The organism is Acidobacterium sp. S8 (assembly GCF_009765985.1).
Taxonomy (GTDB): Bacteria; Acidobacteriota; Terriglobia; order Terriglobales; family Acidobacteriaceae; genus Alloacidobacterium.
Map to the genome: position 1 here is coordinate 325,528 of NZ_LMUM01000028.1, position 23,088 is coordinate 348,615.

The window sequence follows — 23,088 nt, forward strand, 5'->3', positions numbered from 1 at the left end:
CGCCGACACATTGATGTCGTGTGGCTAACCCCGATATCGTATTCGGCGCGGCAGAAGCTCGAAATCGCGCAAAGATCTCGAATGCGCCTCTTCGCAGTGCTCGAGAGCTTTGCTGAAACGTGGCAGATTTGCCTTCGCTACATTGTCATAGCTATGAAGAGCTGCGGAACGTTAGGCACTGAAAAGGTAACCTAACAAAGGTACAAATCAGCGTTGCTTATACAAAGCTGAGGCCGGATTCGGTTCAATTAGCTGGATTTAGGCAAAGCAAAATCTTTTGTAAATTGGTTGAGGATTGTCATCCCGGTATCATGGTAATCGTTCATTCCCAGTCCACTAATCCTCTAATGCCTCTGCCTCCCGTTCCCAATCCGCCTCCAGTCACCGCACCCGAGCCGGCCAAATCTGTCACAGGTTTCGAGCCTTTGCAGTCGCCGCTCTTTCGCAAACTTTGGATCGCATCCACCATCTCAAACCTTGGTGGATGGATGCAGGACACCGCCGGTACCTGGTTGATGACTGTTCTCACGTCATCCCCTCTCCTCATTGCCCTCATGCAAACAGCGGCCAGCCTGCCTGTAGTAGTGCTGGGTCTGTTGGCGGGTGCAACTGCGGATATTTTCGATCGGAGAAGACTCCTCATTTTCTGGCAGGCCTGGATGCTCACTGCCGTCGCGCTACTCAGCCTACTCACTTTTTTCAATGTTATTTCGCCATGGGTGCTCCTGATCCTCACGTTCCTGCTCAACATAGGAACGGCAATGAACAGTCCGGCTTGGCAGGCGATAATGCCGGAATTGGTGCCGCGCGAGCAACTCCCCGAGGCAGTCTCGCTCAACAGCGCTGGCTTCAACCTGGCTCGTGCCCTCGGTCCCGCGCTTGGAGGTCTGGGGGTCGCTGCTTTTACCCGCGCAGATACAGGGGCGGCTTCAGTCTTCCTTCTGAATTCACTCTCGTTCGTGGGAGTCATTCTCGTTCTCTATCAGTGGAAGCGCAATCCACTCTTCAAAAGTGCGCTGCCGGCTGAGCGCATCTTCGGATCCATGCGCGCCGGACTTCGCTATATCCAGTACACTCCGTCGTTGAAGGCGACTCTGGCGCGCGCATTCATCTTCACCATTTTTGTTAGTGCTGTGTGGTCGCTTCTCGCAGTCGTAGCGGCGCGCGTGCTGCATCAAGGTGCACTGGGTTACGGAATCCTGAACGGCAGTATGGGACTCGGTGCGGTTATAGGCGCCACAAGCCTGCCACGTGTACGCCGCAAATTCTCGGCAGACATGATTATCACGATGTCGACTGGCGTCTTCATCGGAACTTTGCTGGTACTCGCCTTCGTCCACTATGCGTTGATCATCATTGCAATGCTGTTGTTCGCCGGCTTTGCCTGGACCAGCACCATGTCCACTTTGAATCTTGCCGTACAAGTGTTAGCTCCAAACTGGGTACAGGCACGCGCGCTCGGCATTTACCAGATGGTGTTTTCAAGTGGCATGGCGATCGGCAGCGTGATCTGGGGGATGATAGCCGAACATATTTCGACGCCAGTTTCTCTCACCAGCGCCGCCATCGGCCTGCTCGTGACGATACCCATTGGCAGCCGCTTGCATGTGCTACGTGGAGAGCAGCCTGACCTGACCCCCTTTCGCTCGAAATTCTTGCCCCCGCAACTCTCCATCGAGCCGGAGATGACTGACGGCCCGGTGCGTGTCCTCATTGATTACTTGGTCGATCCGAAAGACTATAACGCATTCGTCCATGCTATTCACGAACTCAAGGATATCCGGCTGCGTGACGGCGCCATTCGCTGGGGCATCTTTCAGGATGCGGACAATCCTCGTCATCTCAATGAGACATTCGTCATGGAATCATGGATCGACTATCTACGCCAGCGTGAACGCTTCACAGCTTCGGATCGGACGATTAGAGATCGCGTGGTCAGTTTTCACCGTGGCGAAAATCCGCCCCGCATTACGCATACGCTCTATGCCAAGGAACGCGCCGAATTCAAAAGCGACAATTCATCATGAGGTGACTCAGAACCATGGCAATTCTGGATCACTGTTTTGATGCGATATCGTCTTTGATTGAAACCGGCGCAACGCTTCGAGAAACTTGCGGGAATGTCCTGGAAACGAAGGCAAGCAAAGAAGCCATGGCTGCTCATAAGGATCGCAGAAACCAGCCCGGCGTGTTTGCTAAACCGCTTTCTTCTTTGCTCTTCCTTCACCAGCGCTGGTTTCCCGGATTCGGGGACTAATCGACTCTTCGATGAGTGACTTGGCGATTTACCACTCATCGAGGCAGCGGCTACGAGTCAATTACATCCATCTGTCCGAGATGCCGGTTTTTCGGCAACTTGCCAGAGGCATAGCCGACCGGGGGTGAATGCATGCATGCATAGTCCTCTTTACTGCTACTCAACATCCTCTATTGACGTGATTGCTCTACGCGCAGAAGTGACGATCGAGCATCTCTGTTCATGTTGACATCCGACCCGAGCGGTGCAACACTTGGGTCGGATGCCTTCCCAAAAAAATACCGATGCCCGTATCGCCCTTCTGCAGGGAACGCTGGACCTGCTCATTTTGAAGACTCTCGTGTTGGGGCCGTGTCATGGCCAAGGGGTGGCGCGGTTGATCCAGCGCCAATCGGAAGAGGTTTTCTTTGTAGATCATGGTTCGCTCTATCTGGCGCTGCAGCGGCTTGAAGACAAGAAATGGATCAGCGCCAAGTGGGGCGTGAGCGAGAACAACCGCAAGGCGCGGTTCTATTCGTTGACGGCGAAGGGTCGCGAGCAACTCGTCGAGAAGACGACGGAGTGGGAGCGGTTGACGAGGGCGATGGGGCTGATTCTGGGCGGGAGCACGGCGCCGGGTGGCGAGGAGGCTTAGAGATGTTCAAGCACAGGCGTAGCACAGAGGATTTCTCGGAGGAGATCAAGGCGCACCTGGAACTCGAAGCCGATGAACTCCGACGTGAAGGCTTTAGCGACGATGAAGCGCGGCGGAAGGCGAGGGTCGAGTTTGGCAATGTTCCTGCGGCGCAAGAGCGTTTCTATTTGAAGAGTCGAATCGTGTGGCTGGACAATCTGGGGCGCGATCTTAAGTATGGGTTTCGCCAGCTGATGAAGAATCCGGGCTTCGCCGCGACCGCGATCCTCGTGCTTGCTCTGGGCATCGGCGCGAGTGTTGCGATCTTCGCTTTTGTGGATGCCGCATTGATCAAGCCGCTGCCATATAAAAGCCCATCGCGGCTCGTCAACATGTTTGAGAGCAATCAGACCGGGCCGAGGTTCCATCTGTCCTATTTGGATTATCTGGACTGGAAGAGACTCAATCACGTCTTCAGTTCGATGGCGGAGTACGAGCAGGACGACCTTATGTTGAACACGTCCACAGGCACGCAACAAGCCAACGGAGCGCGGGTGAGCGATGGGTTCTTCCGGACGCTTGGGGTGATTCCGACGCTGGGTAGAGATTTCTATGACGGCGAAGATATTAAATCGGCTTCCGGTACGGTGTTGCTGAGCTACGCTGCGTGGCAGAAGTGGTTTGGTGGAAGGGCAGACGTAGTTGGGCAGACGGTAACTCTGAATGGGACTTTGGCGAGCGTCATCGGAGTGTTGCCGCGCAACTTTCATTTTGCTCCGGCGGGACCGGCTGAATTCTGGCTGACGATCGATCCATCGAGTAACTGTAACAAAAACAGAGGTTGTCACAATTCCTTTGGAGTCGGCCGGCTCAAAGAGCGAATCTCCGTCACTGCGGCTGACGCGGAGATGAAGGAGATCGCGGGGCAGTTGCAAAAGCAGTATCCCGATTCGAATCTCACCCGCGACGCGCTGATCCTACCTCTGACAGACGTGATCGTTGGTGACATTCGCCCAATTCTGCTGGTGCTGTTGTGCGGCGCAGGTTTGTTGCTTTTAATTGCCAGCGTGAATGTTGCGAGCCTGTTGCTGGTGCGTTCCGAAAGCCGGAAACGAGAGATTGCCGTGCGCGGTGCTCTGGGGGCGACGCCGGGGCGGTTGATTCGCCAATTCATGGCGGAAGGTTTGCTTCTGGCGGCGAGTGGCAGCGTGCTCGGTATCGCATCTGCCTATGCCGCCACGCAGATTCTCCTGAAACTACTTCCGCCGGAGAGGCTCGCGGAGATGCCCTATTTGTCTGGAGTTGGGCTGGACGTTCGAGTAGTGCTCTTCGCTGGCGCAATTTCATTGCTGGCTGGCGCGATATTTTCTCTTACCCCGATGCTGCGGCTGTCATTGGTGACCGTGCAGCAAAGCCTGGCGGAGGGAGGACGGACAGGCGCGGGTGTCGTGTGGAGGCGCTTCGGCGCAAACCTTGTCGTCATCGAACTTGCCACGGCCATGATGCTGCTGGTGGCTGCCGGTTTGCTGGGCAAGAGCTTCTACCGGCTGTTGCATGTGGAGATGGGTATCCAGCCGGAGAATCTGGCTATGTTACAGATCTGGGGACCAGCCTCCAGCTACGCGAAGGATCCGCAAAAGGTTGCGATGGAACGGCAGGTCTTGAGCAAGCTTGCGGCTATCCCAGGAGTGAAATCGGTTGCTGTCTCGAGCGATCTGCCAGTCGGGGATGGTGATGGTATCAAGGCGATCGGAATCGTCGGTAAGCCGAACCTGGGAGATTACAACGAAGTGAATGACCGGGAGGTGAGTTCCACCTATTTCACGACCCTGCAGGCACGGCTGTTGCGAGGCCGATATTTCACTGAGGCGGACGACGCCTCCCGGCCAGGGGTAATAATCATCAACGAGACGTTCGCAAAACGCTACTTCACGGGAGAGAATCCGTTAGGAAGCCGCATTAACTTCGGCGATGTGAAGTCTGTGCTGGAAATCGTCGGCGTCGTGGATGACATTAAAGAAGGGCCGTTGGATATCGCTACTCGTCCTGCGATGTATATGCCCTTCGCCCAGAGCCCGGACAATTCCTTCTTCGTCATCGTGCGCACGTCGCAAGATCCGAAATCCCTGCTACCTGCAATGGAGACCTCGATTCATGAGGTAGATCCCAACATTGCCACTCATAACGGCGTGACCATGACCGACCACATTCGCGACTCGCCGGCAGCCTATCTGCACCGTTCCTCGGCGTGGCTGGTGGGAGGCTTTGCCACGATGGCACTGTTGCTTGGAGTGGTGGGGCTGTATGGAGTGATTGCATATTCGGTAAGCCAACGGACGAGGGAGATCGGCATCCGGATGGCGCTTGGCGCGCAACGCTGGTCTGTCCACCAGATGGTTTTGCGAGAAGCGGGTTGGCTCACCACTACCGGAATCGCAATTGGAGCGGTTTGCTCGTTGGCTGCCGCCACACTCTTACGTGGTTTGTTGTTCGGGATTCATCCATGGGACCTTCCAACTTTGGGGGGAGTAGCCGCAGTTCTAGGCGTTTCGGCCCTCCTGGCAAGCTATATTCCCGCTCGCCGCGCAGCATTGGTCGATCCGGTGATCGCGCTGCGTACTGAATAGACTGGCGGTGGTGAATCTCGAGGTTGTCTCTAAATCAAATCGCCGAAGCTCGCTTTGAGCAAATCTGATCTCGAAACGCGAGTTAGCCTGAAGTTATTATTCGCAAGAACGTCGTAGCTGGTCCTTGGCCATTTTAAGGTCGATCTTCTACCAACGTTTTTAATCGTGGGTCGTTCATCGCCCACTTGAACTGGAGCGAATGGTAAACAGAAGCCGACATTTCGGTACTAATCCTGCTTTTGCCGTCTAAGTCATTGACCACTGCCGAGTTGGCCGTGATCTCCCGGAACTCTGAACTCCATCCCAAACGGCGCAAGTTCTGAATCAATAGACCCCCGGAATCAGCCGCCAGGTTCGCGCGACGTAGGCATCGTATTCGGCTCCGAAGTGTGCCCTCAAAAGGCGCTCTTCGGAGTGAATGCGTGGGATGAGCGGCATCAACAGTAGCAAAGCAATTACAACGCCGGACCAGCCGCGAAACGCAGCCCCCATCCCAGCATGTTGATAATCATTCCCAGGTAGCTGGGGTTGCGAACAAGGCTGTAAATGCCGTGTGTTTCCAGCCTATGGCCCGACTGGATGGTCACCAACCCACTGAACCGCGAACCCAGCACAAAGACCGGCCACAGTCGCAGTGCTCCGCCGAGCACATACAGAATCACGCCTATCCAGCGAGTTGTTTCTCCGTCGATGGTCCACAGTCCAAGCCGATCTGTATAGGGCGGCAGGATGGCGCTGGTCAACGCGATTAGGCCGAGGGCGACGAAGACCCAGCGGTTGGCGCGATCCTCCTTTTCGCCGGAACTCAGGTTTAGATTGCCGAAAGGGTGCGACAAACATCATCCCTAGGGTGGCTACCGCTAACACGATCAGTGCCGGATGGCTGAAGAACGCCGTCCATCCACCGAGTACGATCATCGCCAGCCCGAATTGCACGGTTCCAGCGATGAGGCTGAAGACAAGTACTCTTGCGGGAGTCAAATGGCTTTTCATGATCGGGAACCTCCTCTGTTATCGCTCAACGAGCATGCATTTAGTATATTCGGGATATGCCGAATATAAGAAATAAAGAACCGCAACAAATCCGTCACCGCTTTATTCAGGGCATGGCCGACCTTCTTGTGCCCCTTGGGGTTCCGCAGACCGCGGCACGGCTATACGGGTACTTGCTGCTCAGCGATGCCCCAGTCAGTTTGGACCGCATCGTGGCTGACCTCGAAATCAGCAAGAGCACGGCAAGCGTTGCGGCGCATCTCCTGGAGATGTATACCCTGGTCCGCCGGAGCGGCCAGCGCGGCACCCGCAGGGCATTGTTCGAGCCATCGGACGACTATAGCGGAATGATCAATGCACAAAAACGATCACTGGAACGATTGGCAGCTTTGATTAAGGAGGGCGCCCGAAGTTCGTCCAGCAGGAAAACGCGCGAACGTCTAAGAACTATGGCCGAGTTTTACCTTGCGAATCGCGACGCAATGGAATCGGCGCAACGAGAGTGGTCGGCGCGAAAGTGAGGAATGCTCCTGCCGGTCAACAAAGATTCAGCTCCCGATTCGCAGAGGGAAGCCAGTTTGTGGTGACCGGATCTCTCGCACCTGGATTTCCGTTGGCGTGAAAAGGCAACGCGCTGATTGAGCAGGTGCGCAGGAGGGTTTCTAGCTGTTCCATACGTATGGTCGCCCAACCTCCCCCAATCCGCCCCGAGGCAGTCAAAATGGGAGTTCTGTCCGGAATGGTGGTGACACGCCCAGAACTCGAAGTTTTGAGTAGTTCGGCTTTGCTGAGTGCAGTGGCGATTTATCGTCAACTGGGTGCGTTCAGGTAGTCCAATATGTAGTTGATGATGGAACACCGGGAACAGGTGCTGCGTAGGTACTGGAACAAGGAGTGGACAGCCCTATGTCTCGTCGCAGTTGTTTAGCTGGTTCTGTGCTGCTCGCTTTCCTCGCGGCTGTTCCCCTTCATTCGCAGAGCTTAGCCGTCTGGAGAGACCCATCACCACACACTACGCGATTTGTAACCGTAGACAAGGACGTTCGGTTGGAAGTGCTCGATTGGGGCGGTTCTGGCAGGCCGATCGTTCTACTCGCCGGGGGCGGCAATACGGCTCACGTTTTCGACGATTTCGCGCCGAAGCTCACGGATCACTACCATGTCTACGGCATTACCCGGCGTGGGTTCGGCGCCTCCGGTTATTCAGCAACGGATCACCCGGCTGATCGCCTCGGCGATGACGTAATAGATGTGATTGACGCGCTCAATCTGGACAGACCTATCCTCGTGGGACATTCGATCGCTGGGGTGGAGTTGAGTTCAGTTGCAAATAGCCATCCACATCGAGTTGCGGGACTGGTCTACCTGGACGCCGCGTATTCTTACGCATTTGACGACGGTAACGGAGGGAGCATTATGGAAATCCAGAAACTCCAGGGACCTCAACCTCCGCCGCCCAGTAAAAGGGATTTGTCCAGTTTCAGTGCATTGCAGAAATATTATGAGCGCGTGAACGGATTCCGCTTCCCCGAAGCAGAACTCCGCGCGCAGAGGGAATCCACTTCTGATGGAGGCGTGGGAAAACAACGCGATCTTCCTGGTACCGCCTTGTTCATGCCACTGATGACGGGCACGAAGAAATACACTGCTATTCCGGCCCCGGCACTTGTCATTTTTGCAAACCCGCACAGCCAAGGAATGTGGGTTGACGAAAATACAGATCCTTCGGTGCAAACCGCAGCCAAGACTTATTCCACTGCATTGGAAGCTCTAACGGAGAGGCAGGAGGAGTCGGTGAAAAATGGCGTGCCCACGGTGCATGTGATTACACTGCCATGTGCGAATCACTATGTATTTCTGTCAAACGAGGCTGAGGTGCTGAAGGACATAGGTGCTTTTCGCGCTAGTCTGCGTTAGCTGCGAAGTACGATGGAGCAGTCCGCATCTCAAAGAATTCCATTCCAGATTTCTCAGTTGACGCTATCAGGCCAAAGCACTCATTGAGGTTTCAACCTGCGCTATACACGGCTAACTAATACTGGCATCGAGCCACGCCTGGGCTGTTCCACGCTACTTCAGCGATGCCTTTGAGTGATCAAGCTACGGGGAACTTGCCAACCAGTCGATTAGCATTACCGATTGGAGCAAGATCCGAGCTAAGTGATATACGTATTCCCGACGTCGAAATTTGAATAGATTGCGTCTCAAACTGAGAAGGTTCCGTCCTCCTCGGAGCTCAAAGAATTCTTTGCAGCAGGTCAGGATAAGAATGAAAAAGAGAATCGATTTTGTGCTTACGCTCGCACTTACGATTGTTGGCACCACCTTCGCGATGGCGCAACAGTCTCCTGCGGGTGGCGTCGTTCCTCCAGACAGGCCTCAAGGCTCGTGCGACATTTACGCGGCTGCCGGTGACCCATGTGTCGCGGCACATAGCACTACCCGTGCGTTATATGCGACCTATAACGGCCCCCTCTACCAGGTTTTGCGCCAATCGGACGGTAAGACCCTGGACATTGGCGTTGTCCAGGCTACTGCTACGCAAGTGCCGGATCCCGGCGGATACGCGGACGCAGCCGCACAGGATAAATTCTGCGCCGATACCTATTGCTGGATCAGCATCATCTACGACCAATCTCCCAAACACAACGATTTAATTCAGGCTCCCCGTGGCGGATTCAGCGGCACGGCCTTGGGCGGCTTCAACAACCTTCCTATTGCCGATATGGCGCCAATTACGATCATGGGGCACAAGGTCTACGGTGTCTTCATCGAACCAGGCATGGGACTTCGCCAGAACAATGTGAAAGGCACCGCAGTCGACGACCAGGCGGAGGGGCAATACTGGGTCGTCAGCGGGAAGCATTTCAACGCCGGTTGCTGTTTCGACTACGGCAATGCCGAGATTGACAGTCGCGATGATGATAACGGCACTATGGAGACCCTCTACTTCGGTAACGCCACGCCGTGGTACAGCGGAGCTGGTGACGGGCCGTGGATCATGACCGATCAGGAAAATAATCTTGTCGGGTGCGTCAACGAGGATGGGACCAAAGGCTGTCCCAATTTACCGAGCATCCCCTGGCGCTTTGTAACCGCAATCGGTAAAGGAGAACCACACCATTGGACATCCATGGGTGGTGACGCGCAAAAGGGCGTTCTGTCACTCATGTTCGATGGGCACCGTGTGAATCCAACCTACGACCCGATGCGCAAACAGGGGGCGATTCTCCTGGGCAACGGGGGTGACAATAGTGTCGGTTCACAAGGAACGTTCTATGAAGGAGCGATGACTGCGGCTGGCACGTTCCCATCGAACGCTAGCGACCAGCTTGTCCAGGCAAACATTGTGGCTGCTAGATACGATGTGGCTCCACTTAGTCTGGCTCCGGCTGCGACAGCAAAAACGCATGCAGGCCCGCAGACCTTTACTCCGGGATCCTCGCGAGACTTCACCGTGACATTCACGAATACAACAGGTGCGCCCGCATCGGACATTTCATTGAGCATCGCTGTACCTAGCAAACAGTGGACTGCTGTCGTTTCAGGCACGAACGAAAAGTCTAAGACGTTCGCTCAACAGATCGCTCCAGGTGCGAGCGTGAGCGAGACTTTCACAGTCACCTCAGCGTCAGCAGCCTTCAACGGTGATCTCGTCGGCCATGCATTGTGGATGAATTCGACCAATGGCAGAAAGCAGGTTGAAACGGCGGTTGAAAAGATTCGTAATGCAAGACCAGTCAAAATCAACGAGTTTCGAGTTAACTCAAGCGCTCCCGGCAACCCGACAGATTCATTTATCGAACTCTACAACGCAGGTTCTCAAAGCGTCGATCTCTCCAACTGGACATTGACCGAGCACCCAGCCCACCAGGCAATCTTCTCGACGGTAAAGATCCCGGCCGGAACGAAGCTTGCAGCCGGTGGCTTCTACCTGCTCGGGCTCTCTAACTCGGGGCTGGCGGTTCCCGCACACGCAGGTGACAGCACCATCCATGTCAGAAACACCGACGGAATGTCGGTCGGCGACACGATCAACATCGGCATCGGCTCCAGTATGGAAGCGCGCAAGATCGCAAGCCTGGGGACGGCTGTCAGCAACCATACAACGTTGTGGCAATCGCTTCCCGAAGAACCAGTGATCGCGATTCCTGCCGGCTCGACCAATGTGCCGGTTGAAGATGCATCTGGCTTTGTCATTGGTCAGAAGATTGCGCTTGGCTATGGCTCTACCTATCCGATCGTTGCTAATACTAGGGAGCAGTACGAGATTGCGACAGTGACGGCAGTTGGTAAGCCTGGCACACAAGCATATCTGGCGATGGAAGCACCTGCGGGAGCCACCAACATCCAAGTGACGTCCCTCACAAATATCTCCACCGGTGACAAGATCAGGTTGGACATTGGCAGCGTTGGTCACGGGATCGAAACCGTAACGGTGGCCCATGTCGGTACAGCAGCGAATCAGACCAATCTCTCAGCTCCTGCGAGCGCCGGAGCAACCCGGATCAGCGTGCGCCGAGCGGAGGGTTTCGCCGCAGGCGACAAGATCACAGTCGGTACGCCAGCAAGCCAGCAAACCGTTACCGTTACCGCTGTGGGCACCCCGGAATCGGATGGTACGCCCATCGACTTCACACCCGCCCTTGCCAAACCTCATGTAGTCAGTGAATGGGTGGTATCTCCAGGAACCGGCCTGGACCTGGCAGCTCCCTTACGGTTTAATCATGCGGCCAACCTGCCGTTCAGCGATCGCGGCACGGGAATCAGCTTCCAGCCAGCAACTGCCTTTGCCCATTCGAGCAACGAGCCAGTCCAGGCGCTCGGGACAGGCATAACGCTGGATAGACCACTGACCAACGATCACGCGATCCACGCGGCCGTACGCGATGCCGCAGTAAAGACCGCCGGATACCAGGGTATGCCAACGCCCAACCAGTGGTTCGGCGGACCGGAATTAACCACGAAGTCTCCGCAATTCGGCCGTACTCTCACCGTCGAAGAAGGCAGCATCATACTACGCGATCCCTCGGGCGTGGTTGCCGACAGCCTTAACTATGGAGGCCTTGTCGATCCATGGGCCGCAGAAGGGGATCAGGCTGTCTCAGGAACTCAGTTAAGTGGCTGCTACGCCCCGGCACCTGGCTCAGTTTTCAACCCCTGGTCGACGGTTGTGGCGCCTGTTGCCATCAATACAAGCGCGGGACGGTTTCCTGACGGCGCCGATACCGACAGCAACTGTGCAGATTTTTCAACGCAGGCCGCTGCCTCTTTGTCGGCTACGTCGGCTGTGGGTGCAACGAACATCAAGGTCGCCAGTACGGAAGGCTTCCGTCCAGGCCAGACAGTTCATATTGATTCTGGTGCAGATACTGAAACTGCCGTCATCGCCGCGGTTGGAACGGCAGGTGCCACGACGGTACGCACTTCCATTGATGCTGGAGCAACTCTTCTGCCTGCCGTAAGCGTGACTGGCTTTGGTAAAGGCCAAACAATCACGATCGACGAAGGAGCAAATGCTGAAACGGCTGTTGTTTCATCGATCAGGGCCCGTGGTGCCGCCACCATTACCGTCGTCGCACCCCTCGCTCGTGCTCACACGGCAGGCGCTCAGATCTCGGGTAGCGGCATCAGCCTCATCACTCCACTAACTCGGACTCATACCAACGGAGCGCAGGTTTCCGATAGCGTTCCAACTCCCGGCGCGCCGAACCAATATAGCGGTAGAAATCATTGAGATGGCCAAAACTTGGACCTTTATGAACGGATCGCGTTGAGCAAATTTTTATGTTTTGAGTTCAGCGGTAGGGCCTTCTCGGTGGCTATCAGTCTGCCGGGCGACTTCGGGTTACCTCCTCCATGTATCGATGCCTAAGCTGGAAATGCGGTGAGTGAAATCGCTATGGTTAGCCCCAGCAGAGAACTTTTTCATGAGCAACTCCTAGACGCGGCATTCAGTCGCGCTGTAGAGCCTAAACTGCCAATTCTAAAAATTTAAAGAGAGAATTTTTTTCTCCATGAGTTCACGGCAGTTCCAAGCTTTGCGGAATATCCATTAGGGTAGGATCCGAGAGGATCAGCACGGAGCTTGGTCGAATTCACCATGCGCAAGACGGCGCGCTGAGCCGAGTTGCTGGATGCTATCAGCTTTAGGTGCCTTGCTTTTCTCCCCTCCGACGATAGAGTGCGATACGGTCGCGCAGTCGTTGCAATGCAACTGAGGCAACGTCCTCCCCGCTCACCGCCGAGGCTATCTCAGTCCAATCTGGACCTTGTATGGAGAGTCCTGAACTCGGATGCTATTCGAATCTCCAGTTTTTTTAAGCTCTAGAATGCTGCCGGTGAATTCGGCAAAACATTCCGAACACGAAGCCACATGCAAACATGCCGGATGGTCGGGTGGCAGTCGTTCCTCTGCAAGCGCCATCGTTACCTCTTCTCCCGGACAGTCAACGCGTTGAGGATTGAGGAAAGCTCCTAGAAAGAACTGCCTAATTAAATCCATTCTCTTGTGAGACCTTTTCGAAATGGATATCTCATTCTCTTTTCCTTTGGAAAATTTGCTGCGGTATCAAGGCATCCCGCGAGCCGTTGCCGCACCCGCTGAATAGCCTTCGTGGCGGCTTCGGTGCTGATCCCAAGAGCGTGAGCTACGTTTTTAGGGCCTGCATCAAGTTCGGTAAGGAGGATCAATATGAATCGATCGCGATCACTCAATTGCGTTCGAAGTTGCTGGAACAATACAGCCCGTTCTATGTCGGCTTCGAACGATTTCGCTGCAACGCCAAGTTTGTCGAGTTCATGCAATGTCATTGAGATTTCGTTCGCGGCCCGGGCTTTCATCAAGTCACGAACTCTGCCGTGCATGGCAGAGTAGGGGTAGCGCCTCGGCGATTTTAACTCCCCTTATTTGCTTCCCATGATCTTTGCCAAGCGTTCCGCCGCATTACCGAGGAGTGCCGTATCAATATTAGGAAACATGGTTATCGCGGATGAGATGAAGCTGTGATTTCGCATAGCAGCCTGTCGCCCTAAAGTGGTAGACCCAGAATGCATCCTTAGTGGTCAGATTTTAGGCCCATGAGAATTTTAAGTCGAGTAAGACTTAAGGGAGGCACCTAAGCCTAGTTTCGGGCCATAATACCGAAGGACAAAAGTTCGGACAGAGCTGCAGGTTGTGATATCGCCTGAGTAAATCTGCTTAGTTGACCAGACGGGGAAGGTGCCAATCGATTTTCCTATTTGTGTTTTGATCGTTCACCCAGTAAATAACCTGAAGATCTATGTCAATCGTTCCAGCCGAGTCAATTTAGCTCATTCCAAGTGAGGGATTCTTGGGGCCAAGTTGCAATAATGGTTCTAGCCGGACGTGCCGAGGACTTTTGATAATGCTGGTTATCAGAAACTATCCGGAGTATAGTGCCGAGGTGTCGAAACAAAGGAGGAAGTCCCCGATAGATGGCGTGACAATTGAGCAGAACGCGGGTTCATGCGCGGACTATGCAGGGGCTTGGATCACTATGAGCTTAGAAAAAAATCGTAAAGCACTTCATGAGGCGATCCTTGATCTCGACCTAAACGATGACGATCAGGGGAAAGTCGCGGCAACCACTGTCATCCGGCAGGACTGGGGGAAGGCAGAGCGCCTGATCAAGGAGTGGTGGAGCGCCTACAAAGCTTGGGAAAGCGCCGACACCTTCAATCAGGCTGTTGCGGAACATCGAATGACGATGCGGTCGTTCAGCGGGGCTTTTGACAAACTGCTGAATAAGACGGGACCGATGAACATAGCCTCCGAAGATAGGTTCTATGCCAACTCTGATCGTCAACCTGTCGCGGGACCTCCCGCAGGGGCAACATGCCACAAAGAGAAGTTCAATGCGATCGTCGACCCGAAGCCGACAGGCATGGGTTGGACCGTCCGCAACCCCAAACCACCGGTAGTGTACGGCGCTCCTAATCGCGGGATCAACACCACGGCGTTTATGAAGCCGGCGAATTTCAAGACCCGCAAGCTGAAGTACCAACTTGGCCTCCACGATCTCAGTGTAAAACTGGTGATACCGGGCCGTAAGTGGTACGCTGCGGCCCAGATCAAAGAGCCTGAGAGGATCAAGAATCTCGAGGACAAGGGCGTCAAGGCCCAGAGCCACCACAGCGGACCAGGGAAAGCGTACTTCTGTTTTCTACCCCTCTCGAAGCCGGAGGATCAATATGTGATCTACAAACTCGTTCGATATGCGAAGGCACTCAGGATGGAGATTCCGGAGCTGTACGAGTTGATCCTCGGGTATCGCAGCGAGATGACGCGCGTGAAACTGGCACACGGCTTCGACATGGGTACTGGTTACATCGCGGTGGAGACAAAAGATCCCACCGACAATATCCCGTACAAAGTGAGCTACAGCATCGGAAATGCGGCCAAGGAAAGAAGAGCAGAGCCCGGTGCGATCGGTAAAGTTAACGAACCCGTCAACAGCGACCTTATTCGTAAGCGACAGCAGGCTTATTTCAAACACAATGCAGACGTCGCAATGCTTGGGAACGAGATCGTAATCGCGATGCGCGAGCACGCAGGCTCGTTCCCGGTCTACGCCTTTTCTACCGGCGCCGAGTTCACTTGCTTCACTATCCGAGAAGACGGCACAGCCGATTGCAACTCTGATGGCACACCAAAGCCCAACGGCAAAACCATCACCGAGCAAGGAGTTGCCAGTTTCTAAATAGCAGCAACAAGAACTGACGTCAGTTAAGAAACAAGATAAACCGGATTATCACGCCGTGTTGGCAAGCAAGATTTGGAATCGTTCGTTGACCGCTTCTTTGAACTTCTGCCGGCAGCCGATGTATCGTTCGGTCGTCTGCACGGACGCGTCAAAGGGGTGCCGACAAACTATGTCACATCCATTTGGATAAAGGTTTCAGTGGCCCGCACGAGCATGAGCGACGTGCTTTCTGGTTAAAGAAATGGCAAGTCCAACTTCACGATCCTGACCAGCCCATTCGTGGCGGCAGCCATGCCAGCAAAGTCCAAGAGCTGAGCGTACACCCTGTAGCAGGATCGATTCTAGGAAGACTTGCTTGGTGGCACAATCGGCAGACCCGCTGCTCGCCATGCATGAAATCCACCGACCATATCCGTCGCGCGCCAGAGTCCGAGATCCTGCAGAGTTGTGGCCGCGAGGCTTGAGGCATAGCCCTCAGAACAGAACACGATCACCTGTAGGTCGTGATCAGTCGCGACAGCCAGCCGCGCACTGGAACCCGGGTCAAACCGCCACTCGAGCACGTTACGTTCGACAACCACCGCTCCCGCGATACTGCCCTCGCTCGCGCGCTGGCCCTCGGGACGAATATCGACGAGAGTCGCCTCTGCTTTGACCATCGCCTCATAGGTCTCATTCGGAGATAGTCGTCGCAGCCGGGTACGTGCCGCTGAAAGCACGTGCTCAATGCTCACTACACCGGTCCGGTTTCCGGATTTCCGGATTTGCGCGTTCCACTCATCATCGAGCGTCTCTGCCCGCTCAGACCCGCCGTCACGCGGAACCAGTCGACTTCCATCCAGCTCATACTCGTTCATCTCATTGAGTGGAGGGGAGTATGCGTGAATGCTGATGGCTGGCGCGAGGGAGACGTTACGAACGTCATGCGCGTAGTCGGGGCCGAATGCGCGCGGCTTGCCCGGATGTATCACGCGGGTCCGCTCATCAACACAATGCTCCTCAAGAATCCCGGTTGCCACAACGAAAGCTCCCGATGATGGACCGTGATCGTGGAAGCCGGTGGATTGTCCTGGCATCCAGCTGATCACCCAAATGTCATAGTCGGGACCGTGATATAGGCGCTCATACCAGCGCCGTTCGGCACGCAGCCGAACCCGGTCCATCCATCCATCAGACGACGCGAAACGCGCAACGAAGCTGGCGAGTTCCTCAGGCGTTCTCGAGCCCGCGCCGGATAGGTCCAGAACATCATTCATACTCTGATTCATGCTGTGCCCTCCGGCTACTCCGGTTGATTCAGGTTGACCCGATGAATAGGGAGATCCCAATGGTTCGCAGTCAGCTCCCATCGTCGGTTTTCGTCCCGTTTAAACGCTGCCTGGTCGGGAAAAAGCTGCTTTCCGACCTCCGCCTCGGATTGTCCAAGTGGCGCGTCGTGCGACGCCCGGGTGATGACGACGCGATAGTCCCAACGTGATTCTTCGCTCGTGTGCAGGCTTGGTGTCCAGACCGTGTAATCGAGCACATACCCAAGCTGCTTCTGCCGCTCAAGGATGGCAAGCTGATATTTGCGGAAAATCTGAAGCCACTCGTCCTCGAAGCCATACCGGACTCTGTAAACCCATTCCACCGTCTCCGGTTTCGAATGGCTGGTCTGGGCGGCGATAGGGAGCGAAAGAATTCCCAGAAATGAGAGCAAGAAGATGCGCTTAGTGAAAGCAGCGAATTGCATAAGATCTCTCCATAGCTGAACGGTCGCAAACAAAGCGCGGAATTGGATATCTGCCTGTCGACGGACACCACGCGCTAACGATTGCGGATTTCGGATGAGCTTTGGAGAAGGCGTTTCAGGAATATCTGAGAATGTCGCGGCTCACCCAACGAAAGGCTGGTCGCAGCGACAACAATGGAACAAAGGAAACGCCATGACTTGACGCTAGCATAGCTCGAAGAATCGGGTCAATGTTTGAGCATCGGCCGGCGCTATGCCTTTGAGCAGATTCCAGCAATTCGCTGCCGGCGCCCAGCCAGAGGCAATAAGTCAACCGGGTTGATCCGCCCATTGCATTGCCGATCCGTCCGTCTTTGGTCCGCGATAATGACTCATTGGCAGCGGGCTGTCACGCAAAAGTCTGAATCGCCGAAAAATTGATGACGCCGCTCCATCCGTGCTTTAACGATCCCCGCGACATCCTTATGGGTAAACCAAGTCGGCATCTGATGACCAATTTGTTCGCACACTTGCGATATTTTTTCGCCACGAATGGAAGAGAACGGCGGACAACCTCTATGATTGCAATTGGAGGACTGTCGGATGGCTACTGTAAAGCTCTGGACCGATGAGGAGGCCACAGCTGTCCCAGTCGTGAAAGCCGTATTCGACGATATACGCGCTACGCGAAAGTCAGATTTTGTGAATAATTTCTGGCGCGCTCTCGCGAATCAGCCTGCCATCCTTGAGCGAACGTGGGCAAGTGTCAAACAGGTGATGATTGAGCCCGGAGCGCTCGATCCTCTTACTAAAGAGCTGGTCTATATAGCGGTATCTATGGCGAATAGCTGCAGCTATTGCGTCCACTCGCACACGGCCTCGGCACGCGCCAAAGGTCTCTCCGATGAGCAATATGCTGAATTCCTGGCGGTTCTCGGCATGGCAGCCGAAACGAATGCCCTGGCCAATTCACTGCAGATCCCCGTAGATAAGAGTTCCTTATCGGCTAAATCCGGCCGTCGATCCGAAAAGAAAATTCATCTACTGTCATACCTGTGTGCGTCAAACCCAACGGAGCCGTCGTTCTATTGGTCATCGATATGGTGCTGGATCTGCTCACGGAGTTTTAATCGCTGGCCAACCGCGCCTGATACCGTCGCGCTTTCATCCGGTTGCCGCAAATCTTCATATCGCACCATCGCCGCGTGTGGTTCTTGCTGGTGTCTAGAAAGAGCCATCGGCAGGTATCGCTGGCGCAGCAGCGGAGCCGCTCGGCCTGCTCCGACAGAAAGAACTTCTCTCCCTCTTGCGCCAGCAGCCACAATGGAGCAGATAGTTCTTCCCGCTTCGGCCAACTCCACGCCAAGCGCCTCCCATCGTCGCCCAGCAGCCGTGCCGCGTTGGCACGATGGAAATACTTTTGCAGCAAATGAACCTCATGCTTCCGCAGTTCTTCCTCGGTCAGTAACGCGTAACCCACGCCGGCTAAGGCCTCGCGCAACTCCTTAACCTGCTCGAGAACTCGTCGGCGCTCTGCTTCCACACCTGCCGCTCTTCTCAGCCTGCGAATCTGCTCCGCGGTGAGCAGCCCGGCCTGCTGGACAAAGCGTAGCAGATCGTCATAGCTCACCAGCAGTTCATCCGGCCCGCTCTCGCGGAAGCGGTTATCGAGCGTATTCACCAAGTCCAGGGCCGTGTTTCCGGCCAGCAGCTGAAATTCTTTGACTGGCTTGTGAGGCTTCATAACATCTAACCCCCTAAACTTATTTTACAGGTGAAGAAACTCCAAGTATAGTTATAACCATCTATAGAGCATATGGTGGTTATATTGGTCACAGCCCCGGTCACCCGCAGGCGCATTGACATCCGGATCATCTTGGCGTTCCTCGCCATTTACGTCATCTGGGGATCGACCTTCCTGGCCATCCGCACCGCCGTGCTGCTGGTACCGCCATGGTTTTCGGCTGGGATCAGGTTTTTTACTGCCGGCGTTATCCTTTACGTCTTCGTTCGTCTGCGAGGCGCCGAAGCTCCATCGCTGCGCGAGTGGCGAAGCCTCGCCATCATCGGCTTTCTGATGTTTTCCGTCACTTACGGAGCGCTCTTTTGGAGCGAGCAATACGTCCCTTCGGGGATCACCTCCGTACTCGAATCCACCTTGCCACTTCTCACCGTTCTGTTCGAAGTCTTTGTCTTCCGCCAACAAAGGTTTCGCTGGCGTGTCATGTTCGCCGTCACAATCGGATTCGCCGGAGTCGCGCTCATGCTGCTCCGCGATGGTGGTCCGGGCTTGCCCATTCTTCCCTGCTTCATCATTCTCGCTGGCTCCGCGGCCTGGTCGCTTGGCTCGGTGCTCACCAAAGCCCTGTCGCTACCGCGATCTCGTACCGTCACCGCCGCAGCTGAGATGATGCTCGGCGGCTAATTCTCTCCGCAGTTGCAGGCGAATTGCGCCCTTTTCCCGCGTTTCCGGCCAAAGCCATTTTTTCGCTGGTTTATCTCATCACCGCAGGATCGCTCATCGGTTTCACCGCCTTTGTCTGGCTGTTGGGCCGTATGCCCGCCAGTAAAGTTGCTAGCCATGCCTATGTGAATCCAATCGTGGCCCTTGCCCTCGGTCACTTCCTCGCATCGGAGCAGCTCACCCTCCGAACTCTGTTCGGGGCGGCCCTGGTCATAAGTAGCGTCTTTCTCACCATGAGGCGAGAATGAGCGCTCACAATGCATCTTTTTGAATACGAATGCATACCCGGCTCAGATCAAAAAATAATTTTCAATCCAAATTGTGTATTGAAAGGCTCTCCTGGCCCAATGCCCGGGGCACCGTTGTAATCGCCAATCGTGTCGGAAATGATACCGAAGCCATCGCCGACTGTATTCGAGGGTGGAGCAAGATTCTTGCGATTGAAGACGTTAAATAGCTCCGCGCGGAACTGGATTTTGACCCATTCTCCGATGTTGCCTGTCTTGAAAACGGAGAGGTCAACATCCTCAAATCCCTGCCCAAAGAGTTGATTGCGCCTTGAAGTTCCGACGAACGTGCCCGCCGGCCCATCTGCAAAGGCAGCAGGATTGACCCAGGTTACCTGCTGATCCGCGAACTTGTGACTAACGCCCGCATAAGGATCACGCAGTACCTGTACCGCACGCTGGTAGCCCTCGCCTGTTCCTGAGTTGTCGCTGGAACTCAGTACAGAAAACGGCTCTCCGCCATGAAGTGAGACAAGACTGTTTACCTGCCAGCCATGCGAAAGCCAATGTGGTCCGGAAGATAATCCGGGCACATCGTAGATGAAATAGGCACTGAAAGTGTTTCTGACGTCGTAGTCACTGTTGCCATAATCTCCCTGAATATTCGTGCTGTCTTGTGGAAGCACGTTGCGCCATTGAGTGCCTTCATCCAGGCTATGGCCCCATGTATAGGAGGCTTGAGAACTAAGCCCATGCCAACTCCTCAGACGCACTACGGCTTGCAGCGCGTTGTAATTGGAGTTGCCGGCGCTGGCCGCCTCGTTAATAGCGCCGTAGTTTGGAAATGCAGAATAGTAGGGCCGACTGATCTGTTGGGTATACGCATCTACATTTGCTCCTGCAGAATTGAACGCCGGTTGATTGATGTCCCGCAATAAAATCAGCTTCCTGCCTGCACTTCCCACATAACCAAGCTGCGTAACTACTTTCGACCCGAAGCTCTTCTGGATATTCAAGCTGTAATTCACATCGTGAGGATTGCGGAGATTTTGATCTACGGAGAAGAGTCCGCACGGGCTGACATTATCAGATGTGACGATGCAAGCGGTTTCGGGATCGACGCCCGTTGGAGCGAGCAATTGGTCAGGCACGATCACTTGCGTTGGAATACCAAGTGTCAGGACAGGACTTGGGCCTGCCGGATTTCCCTGCAAACCAACGGCTCCGCCATTGCCAGGGTTCTGGGACAAGAAGATATTCAGATTTGGAGTATCAAAAAACAGTCCGACTCCGCCCCGAATCACTGTGTTGCCATTGTCCTCTGGCTGCCAGGCAAAACCTAAACGCGGGCTCAGACTAATATAGTCCGCTGGATAAACCGAACCGATACCAGCGCCTTGAAAGACAATACCACCCTTGTCCGGAACAAAAACCGAGAGGTCCTTGGTGTCATTGTGCAGCGGACCCTCGTAGTCATACCGAATGCCATAGTTCAGGTTGAACTTATGAGAAAGCTGCCACGCATCCTGGCCGAAGAGAGCAAACGTGTTTACGAACACCTGACGCTCTGGATCTCCACGGGCAATCGTACCTCGATCAAGATATCCGCCGAGAAAATCCGCCAGGATAAGAGTATTGGTGTCCGCATTCAAGTCACTTGGAGTTGGCGCAGTTGCCCACGGTCCACGCTGGCCGGAGAAGGTAAATGTGCCACGTTGATTTGTGTGATAGAACTCGTCCAACTGCACTTGGCGAAATTCGCCGCCAAACCGGAATTGATGCGCGCCGACCGTCCATGAAAGTGCGTCCGTTATGTGGCCAGTGATATCGTTACGGCCCAGCGGCGGAGTAAGTCCGACTTCTCCAAGTTGCGAAGTCGCCTGCTGACCGAGCTTGATTTCGGGCGCTCCAAGAATGCTAGCGCCAGTATTGAAGCCGAGTGCAATTGGATCGAAATCGGTATTGAAATCCAGAAATACCTGATTAAAGTAATTCACACCGACAAGAACCTGATTTGTAATCGTAGGTGAGAGTTGTGAGTTCACAACGATCGCATAGTTCTGAACATGTGTCGGTGCGGTCTGATAATACCACTGCAGTTGCGAGCCAACCGGAGCCGCGGAGTTTCCCTCACCTGAAAACCAGTGAAATGAAATACTGTTGTGATCGTTGATGTTGTAATCCGCTTTGATGATGCCGTTGTAGCTATAGCCATCCTCCGGATCGGAGCTGCTGTAATTGTTTGGAGATGCTGGTCCGTTGAGTGCGTTTGCTGGCCAAAGCGTGTTCAGCAGCGCTTGGGTGGCAGTATTGATCGGCACATTGTGCTCAGTGAGTAGAGCAGAAGCCTGTGCCTGGTAGGCGAGGGAAGGTTGCGTGGACCTGCCTGAAAGTCCTATGACAAACCTCTGCTTCTCAAAAGCTCCAAAGAAAAACAACTTGTCGCGAAGGATCGGGCCGCCGAAAGATCCGCCGACGTTATAGTTGCGAACTTTCTGTTTCGTGTCCTGGAATGGAGAGCCCGCTCCGAAGAACTCGTTCCGGTTGAAGTAATATGCGGTGCCATGGAATTGATTTGTGCCTGACTTTAGGCCGAGGTTGACCGTGCCACCAGGATTGCGCCCCGCTTCCGGAGCGGACTGCGTTTGCACGGAAAAAGACTCGACCGCATCGACGGGCATTATCACACCGGCTATACCTGAGACACCACTTTGATTCACAGCTGGGATGTTGTGCCAAGCGTCATTGTTATCTACACCGTCGATCTGCCAGTTGATTTGATTGGTTCGAGTACCGTTCAGGGAACCGTCTGTGCCATTCGCCGAGTACCCTGCAAAACCAGGCGTCAGTGCAAGCAGTTGAGTAAAGTCTCTGCCATTTAGCGGAATATCCTGCACCGACCGTTCTGCAATTGTGCTGGTCTGCGTAGGAGACGTCGTATCCAGAGCCAGAGTGGAAGCAGATACTTCTACTGTCGTATTTTGCGAGGCGGGGGAAAGCTTGACTGGCAGGCTATAGACCGCCCCCGCCGATACGGGGACCCTGTTCGTCTTCACCGTTTCAAAACCTGGCGCTGAAACAGTGATGGTATAGCTGCCCAGCGGTAGGTCCTGGAAAGTGAATTCGCCTGCACTGGAAGAAACGGTTTGATGCAATTGCCCGGTGCCATCATTAACTGCCTGCACACTAGCACTAGAGACGGTTGCTCCTGAAGCATCCGTCACGATGCCACTGATTCCACCTCGAAATGTTTGCGCGTTTACTGGGAATGCCCAAATCGCGAACACTGCGACAGTGATAGTAATGTCCCGCAACCATTGCGTCATTCGTAAGTGCATTTTCTGACCTCCGTAAAAATGAGAAAAGATCTCTGGCTAGTCACCCTACTCAGATCGTCATTTTCTGAGCAAAGCTAAGCGTCAGACGCTGTCCAGAGGCCGGGCTCATGCCAGATACTCAGGCTTGGACAG

16 protein-coding genes and 1 pseudogene are annotated in these 23,088 nt (G+C 54.6%); 11 read left to right on the forward strand and 6 right to left on the reverse strand.

Going from position 1 to position 23,088, the window contains the following annotated elements:
• Nucleotides 1–347: 347 nt before the first annotated feature.
• From GSQ86_RS13180 to GSQ86_RS13195, 4 genes are all read left to right on the forward strand, one after another.
• Complete coding sequence (locus GSQ86_RS13180) at nt 348–2,027, forward strand: MFS transporter (RefSeq protein WP_158750397.1); 1,680 nt, start codon at nt 348–350, stop codon at nt 2,025–2,027.
• A gap of 14 nt (nt 2,028–2,041) precedes the next feature.
• The gene (locus GSQ86_RS13185) at nt 2,042–2,257 is read left to right on the forward strand and encodes a hypothetical protein (protein ID WP_158750398.1); all 216 of its coding nucleotides are present in this window, start codon (nt 2,042–2,044) and stop codon (nt 2,255–2,257) included.
• Nucleotides 2,258–2,519: 262 nt separating this feature from the next.
• Nucleotides 2,520–2,891 carry a PadR family transcriptional regulator gene (locus GSQ86_RS13190; protein ID WP_158750399.1) on the forward strand — a complete coding sequence of 124 codons (372 nt, stop codon included), beginning with the start codon at nt 2,520–2,522 and terminating at the stop codon, nt 2,889–2,891.
• A 2-nt stretch (nt 2,892–2,893) separates the two neighbouring features.
• Entirely contained in the window at nt 2,894–5,497 is a 2,604-nt protein-coding gene (locus tag GSQ86_RS13195) for an ABC transporter permease (RefSeq protein ID WP_158750400.1), read from the forward strand.
• Nucleotides 5,498–5,952: 455 nt separating this feature from the next.
• Here GSQ86_RS13195 and GSQ86_RS23505 read toward each other — a convergent pair whose 3' ends face one another.
• Entirely contained in the window at nt 5,953–6,333 is a 381-nt protein-coding gene (locus tag GSQ86_RS23505) for an isoprenylcysteine carboxylmethyltransferase family protein (RefSeq protein WP_254062358.1), read from the reverse strand.
• Between the two features lie 270 nt (nt 6,334–6,603).
• Here GSQ86_RS23505 and GSQ86_RS13205 point away from each other — a divergent pair, with 270 nt between their 5' ends.
• From GSQ86_RS13205 to GSQ86_RS13215, 3 genes are all read left to right on the forward strand, one after another.
• Nucleotides 6,604–7,011, forward strand: coding sequence for a GbsR/MarR family transcriptional regulator (locus tag GSQ86_RS13205; protein ID WP_216841137.1), 408 nt, complete (start codon nt 6,604–6,606; stop codon nt 7,009–7,011).
• A gap of 385 nt (nt 7,012–7,396) precedes the next feature.
• Nucleotides 7,397–8,407, forward strand: a complete 1,011-nt coding sequence (locus tag GSQ86_RS13210) for an alpha/beta fold hydrolase (RefSeq protein ID WP_158750402.1) — start codon at nt 7,397–7,399, stop codon at nt 8,405–8,407.
• A gap of 352 nt (nt 8,408–8,759) precedes the next feature.
• Nucleotides 8,760–12,227 carry an arabinofuranosidase catalytic domain-containing protein gene (locus GSQ86_RS13215; RefSeq protein WP_158750403.1) on the forward strand — a complete coding sequence of 1,156 codons (3,468 nt, stop codon included), beginning with the start codon at nt 8,760–8,762 and terminating at the stop codon, nt 12,225–12,227.
• A gap of 758 nt (nt 12,228–12,985) precedes the next feature.
• On the opposite strand, the gene GSQ86_RS13220 is transcribed toward GSQ86_RS13215, so the two are convergent.
• Nucleotides 12,986–13,336, reverse strand: coding sequence for a hypothetical protein (locus tag GSQ86_RS13220; protein ID WP_216841138.1), 351 nt, complete (start codon nt 13,334–13,336; stop codon nt 12,986–12,988).
• A gap of 542 nt (nt 13,337–13,878) precedes the next feature.
• Here GSQ86_RS13220 and GSQ86_RS13225 point away from each other — a divergent pair.
• Nucleotides 13,879–15,213: a hypothetical protein gene (locus GSQ86_RS13225; protein ID WP_158750405.1), complete on the forward strand. Its 1,335-nt coding sequence runs from the start codon at nt 13,879–13,881 to the stop codon at nt 15,211–15,213.
• Between the two features lie 344 nt (nt 15,214–15,557).
• Here the strand turns inward: GSQ86_RS13225 and GSQ86_RS13230 are convergent, their stop codons facing one another.
• Both GSQ86_RS13230 and GSQ86_RS13235 read right to left on the reverse strand, forming a co-directional pair.
• A complete protein-coding gene (locus tag GSQ86_RS13230; RefSeq protein WP_216841139.1) occupies nt 15,558–16,484 on the reverse strand; it encodes a rhodanese-like domain-containing protein in 927 nt (308 codons plus the stop codon).
• Nucleotides 16,485–16,498: 14 nt separating this feature from the next.
• On the reverse strand, nt 16,499–16,948 hold the full coding sequence (locus GSQ86_RS13235; RefSeq protein WP_158750406.1) for a hypothetical protein: 450 nt from the start codon (nt 16,946–16,948) through the stop codon (nt 16,499–16,501).
• A gap of 756 nt (nt 16,949–17,704) precedes the next feature.
• On the opposite strand from GSQ86_RS13235, the pseudogene GSQ86_RS23940 reads away from it, so the two are divergent.
• Nucleotides 17,705–17,848 (forward strand): annotated as a pseudogene (locus GSQ86_RS23940) (carboxymuconolactone decarboxylase family protein); the annotation flags it as partial.
• 205 nt (nt 17,849–18,053) lie between these two features.
• Here the strand turns inward: GSQ86_RS23940 and GSQ86_RS23085 are convergent.
• Nucleotides 18,054–18,671, reverse strand: coding sequence for a CGNR zinc finger domain-containing protein (locus GSQ86_RS23085; RefSeq protein WP_216841140.1), 618 nt, complete (start codon nt 18,669–18,671; stop codon nt 18,054–18,056).
• Between the two features lie 72 nt (nt 18,672–18,743).
• Between GSQ86_RS23085 and GSQ86_RS13250 the strand changes: the two genes are divergently transcribed.
• Together GSQ86_RS13250 and GSQ86_RS13255 are read left to right on the forward strand one after the other, a co-directional pair.
• A complete protein-coding gene (locus GSQ86_RS13250) occupies nt 18,744–19,352 on the forward strand; it encodes an EamA family transporter (protein ID WP_158750407.1) in 609 nt (202 codons plus the stop codon).
• 23 nt (nt 19,353–19,375) lie between these two features.
• Entirely contained in the window at nt 19,376–19,639 is a 264-nt protein-coding gene (locus GSQ86_RS13255; protein ID WP_158750408.1) for an EamA family transporter, read from the forward strand.
• Nucleotides 19,640–19,686: 47 nt separating this feature from the next.
• Here GSQ86_RS13255 and GSQ86_RS13260 read toward each other — a convergent pair whose 3' ends face one another.
• Nucleotides 19,687–22,956: a TonB-dependent receptor gene (locus tag GSQ86_RS13260; RefSeq protein WP_158750409.1), complete on the reverse strand. Its 3,270-nt coding sequence runs from the start codon at nt 22,954–22,956 to the stop codon at nt 19,687–19,689.
• Between the last annotated feature and the right edge of the window lie 132 nt (nt 22,957–23,088).

Excerpts from the sequence above, each read along its gene's own strand:
- GSQ86_RS13180 (WP_158750397.1), top strand. The coding sequence starts at position 348 with ATGCCTCTGCCTCCCGTTCCCAATCCGCCTCCAGTCACCGCACCCGAG.
- GSQ86_RS13185 (WP_158750398.1), top strand. The coding sequence starts at position 2,042 with ATGGCAATTCTGGATCACTGTTTTGATGCGATATCGTCTTTGATTGAA.
- GSQ86_RS13190 (WP_158750399.1), top strand. The coding sequence starts at position 2,520 with ATGCCTTCCCAAAAAAATACCGATGCCCGTATCGCCCTTCTGCAGGGA.
- GSQ86_RS13195 (WP_158750400.1), top strand. The coding sequence starts at position 2,894 with ATGTTCAAGCACAGGCGTAGCACAGAGGATTTCTCGGAGGAGATCAAG.
- GSQ86_RS13205 (WP_216841137.1), top strand. The coding sequence starts at position 6,604 with ATGGCCGACCTTCTTGTGCCCCTTGGGGTTCCGCAGACCGCGGCACGG.
- GSQ86_RS13210 (WP_158750402.1), top strand. The coding sequence starts at position 7,397 with ATGTCTCGTCGCAGTTGTTTAGCTGGTTCTGTGCTGCTCGCTTTCCTC.
- GSQ86_RS13215 (WP_158750403.1), top strand. The coding sequence starts at position 8,760 with ATGAAAAAGAGAATCGATTTTGTGCTTACGCTCGCACTTACGATTGTT.
- GSQ86_RS13225 (WP_158750405.1), top strand. The coding sequence starts at position 13,879 with ATGCTGGTTATCAGAAACTATCCGGAGTATAGTGCCGAGGTGTCGAAA.
- GSQ86_RS13230 (WP_216841139.1), bottom strand. The coding sequence starts at position 16,484 with ATGAATCAGAGTATGAATGATGTTCTGGACCTATCCGGCGCGGGCTCG.
- GSQ86_RS13235 (WP_158750406.1), bottom strand. The coding sequence starts at position 16,948 with ATGCAATTCGCTGCTTTCACTAAGCGCATCTTCTTGCTCTCATTTCTG.
- GSQ86_RS23085 (WP_216841140.1), bottom strand. The coding sequence starts at position 18,671 with ATGAAGCCTCACAAGCCAGTCAAAGAATTTCAGCTGCTGGCCGGAAAC.
- GSQ86_RS13250 (WP_158750407.1), top strand. The coding sequence starts at position 18,744 with ATGGTGGTTATATTGGTCACAGCCCCGGTCACCCGCAGGCGCATTGAC.
- GSQ86_RS13260 (WP_158750409.1), bottom strand. The coding sequence starts at position 22,956 with ATGCACTTACGAATGACGCAATGGTTGCGGGACATTACTATCACTGTC.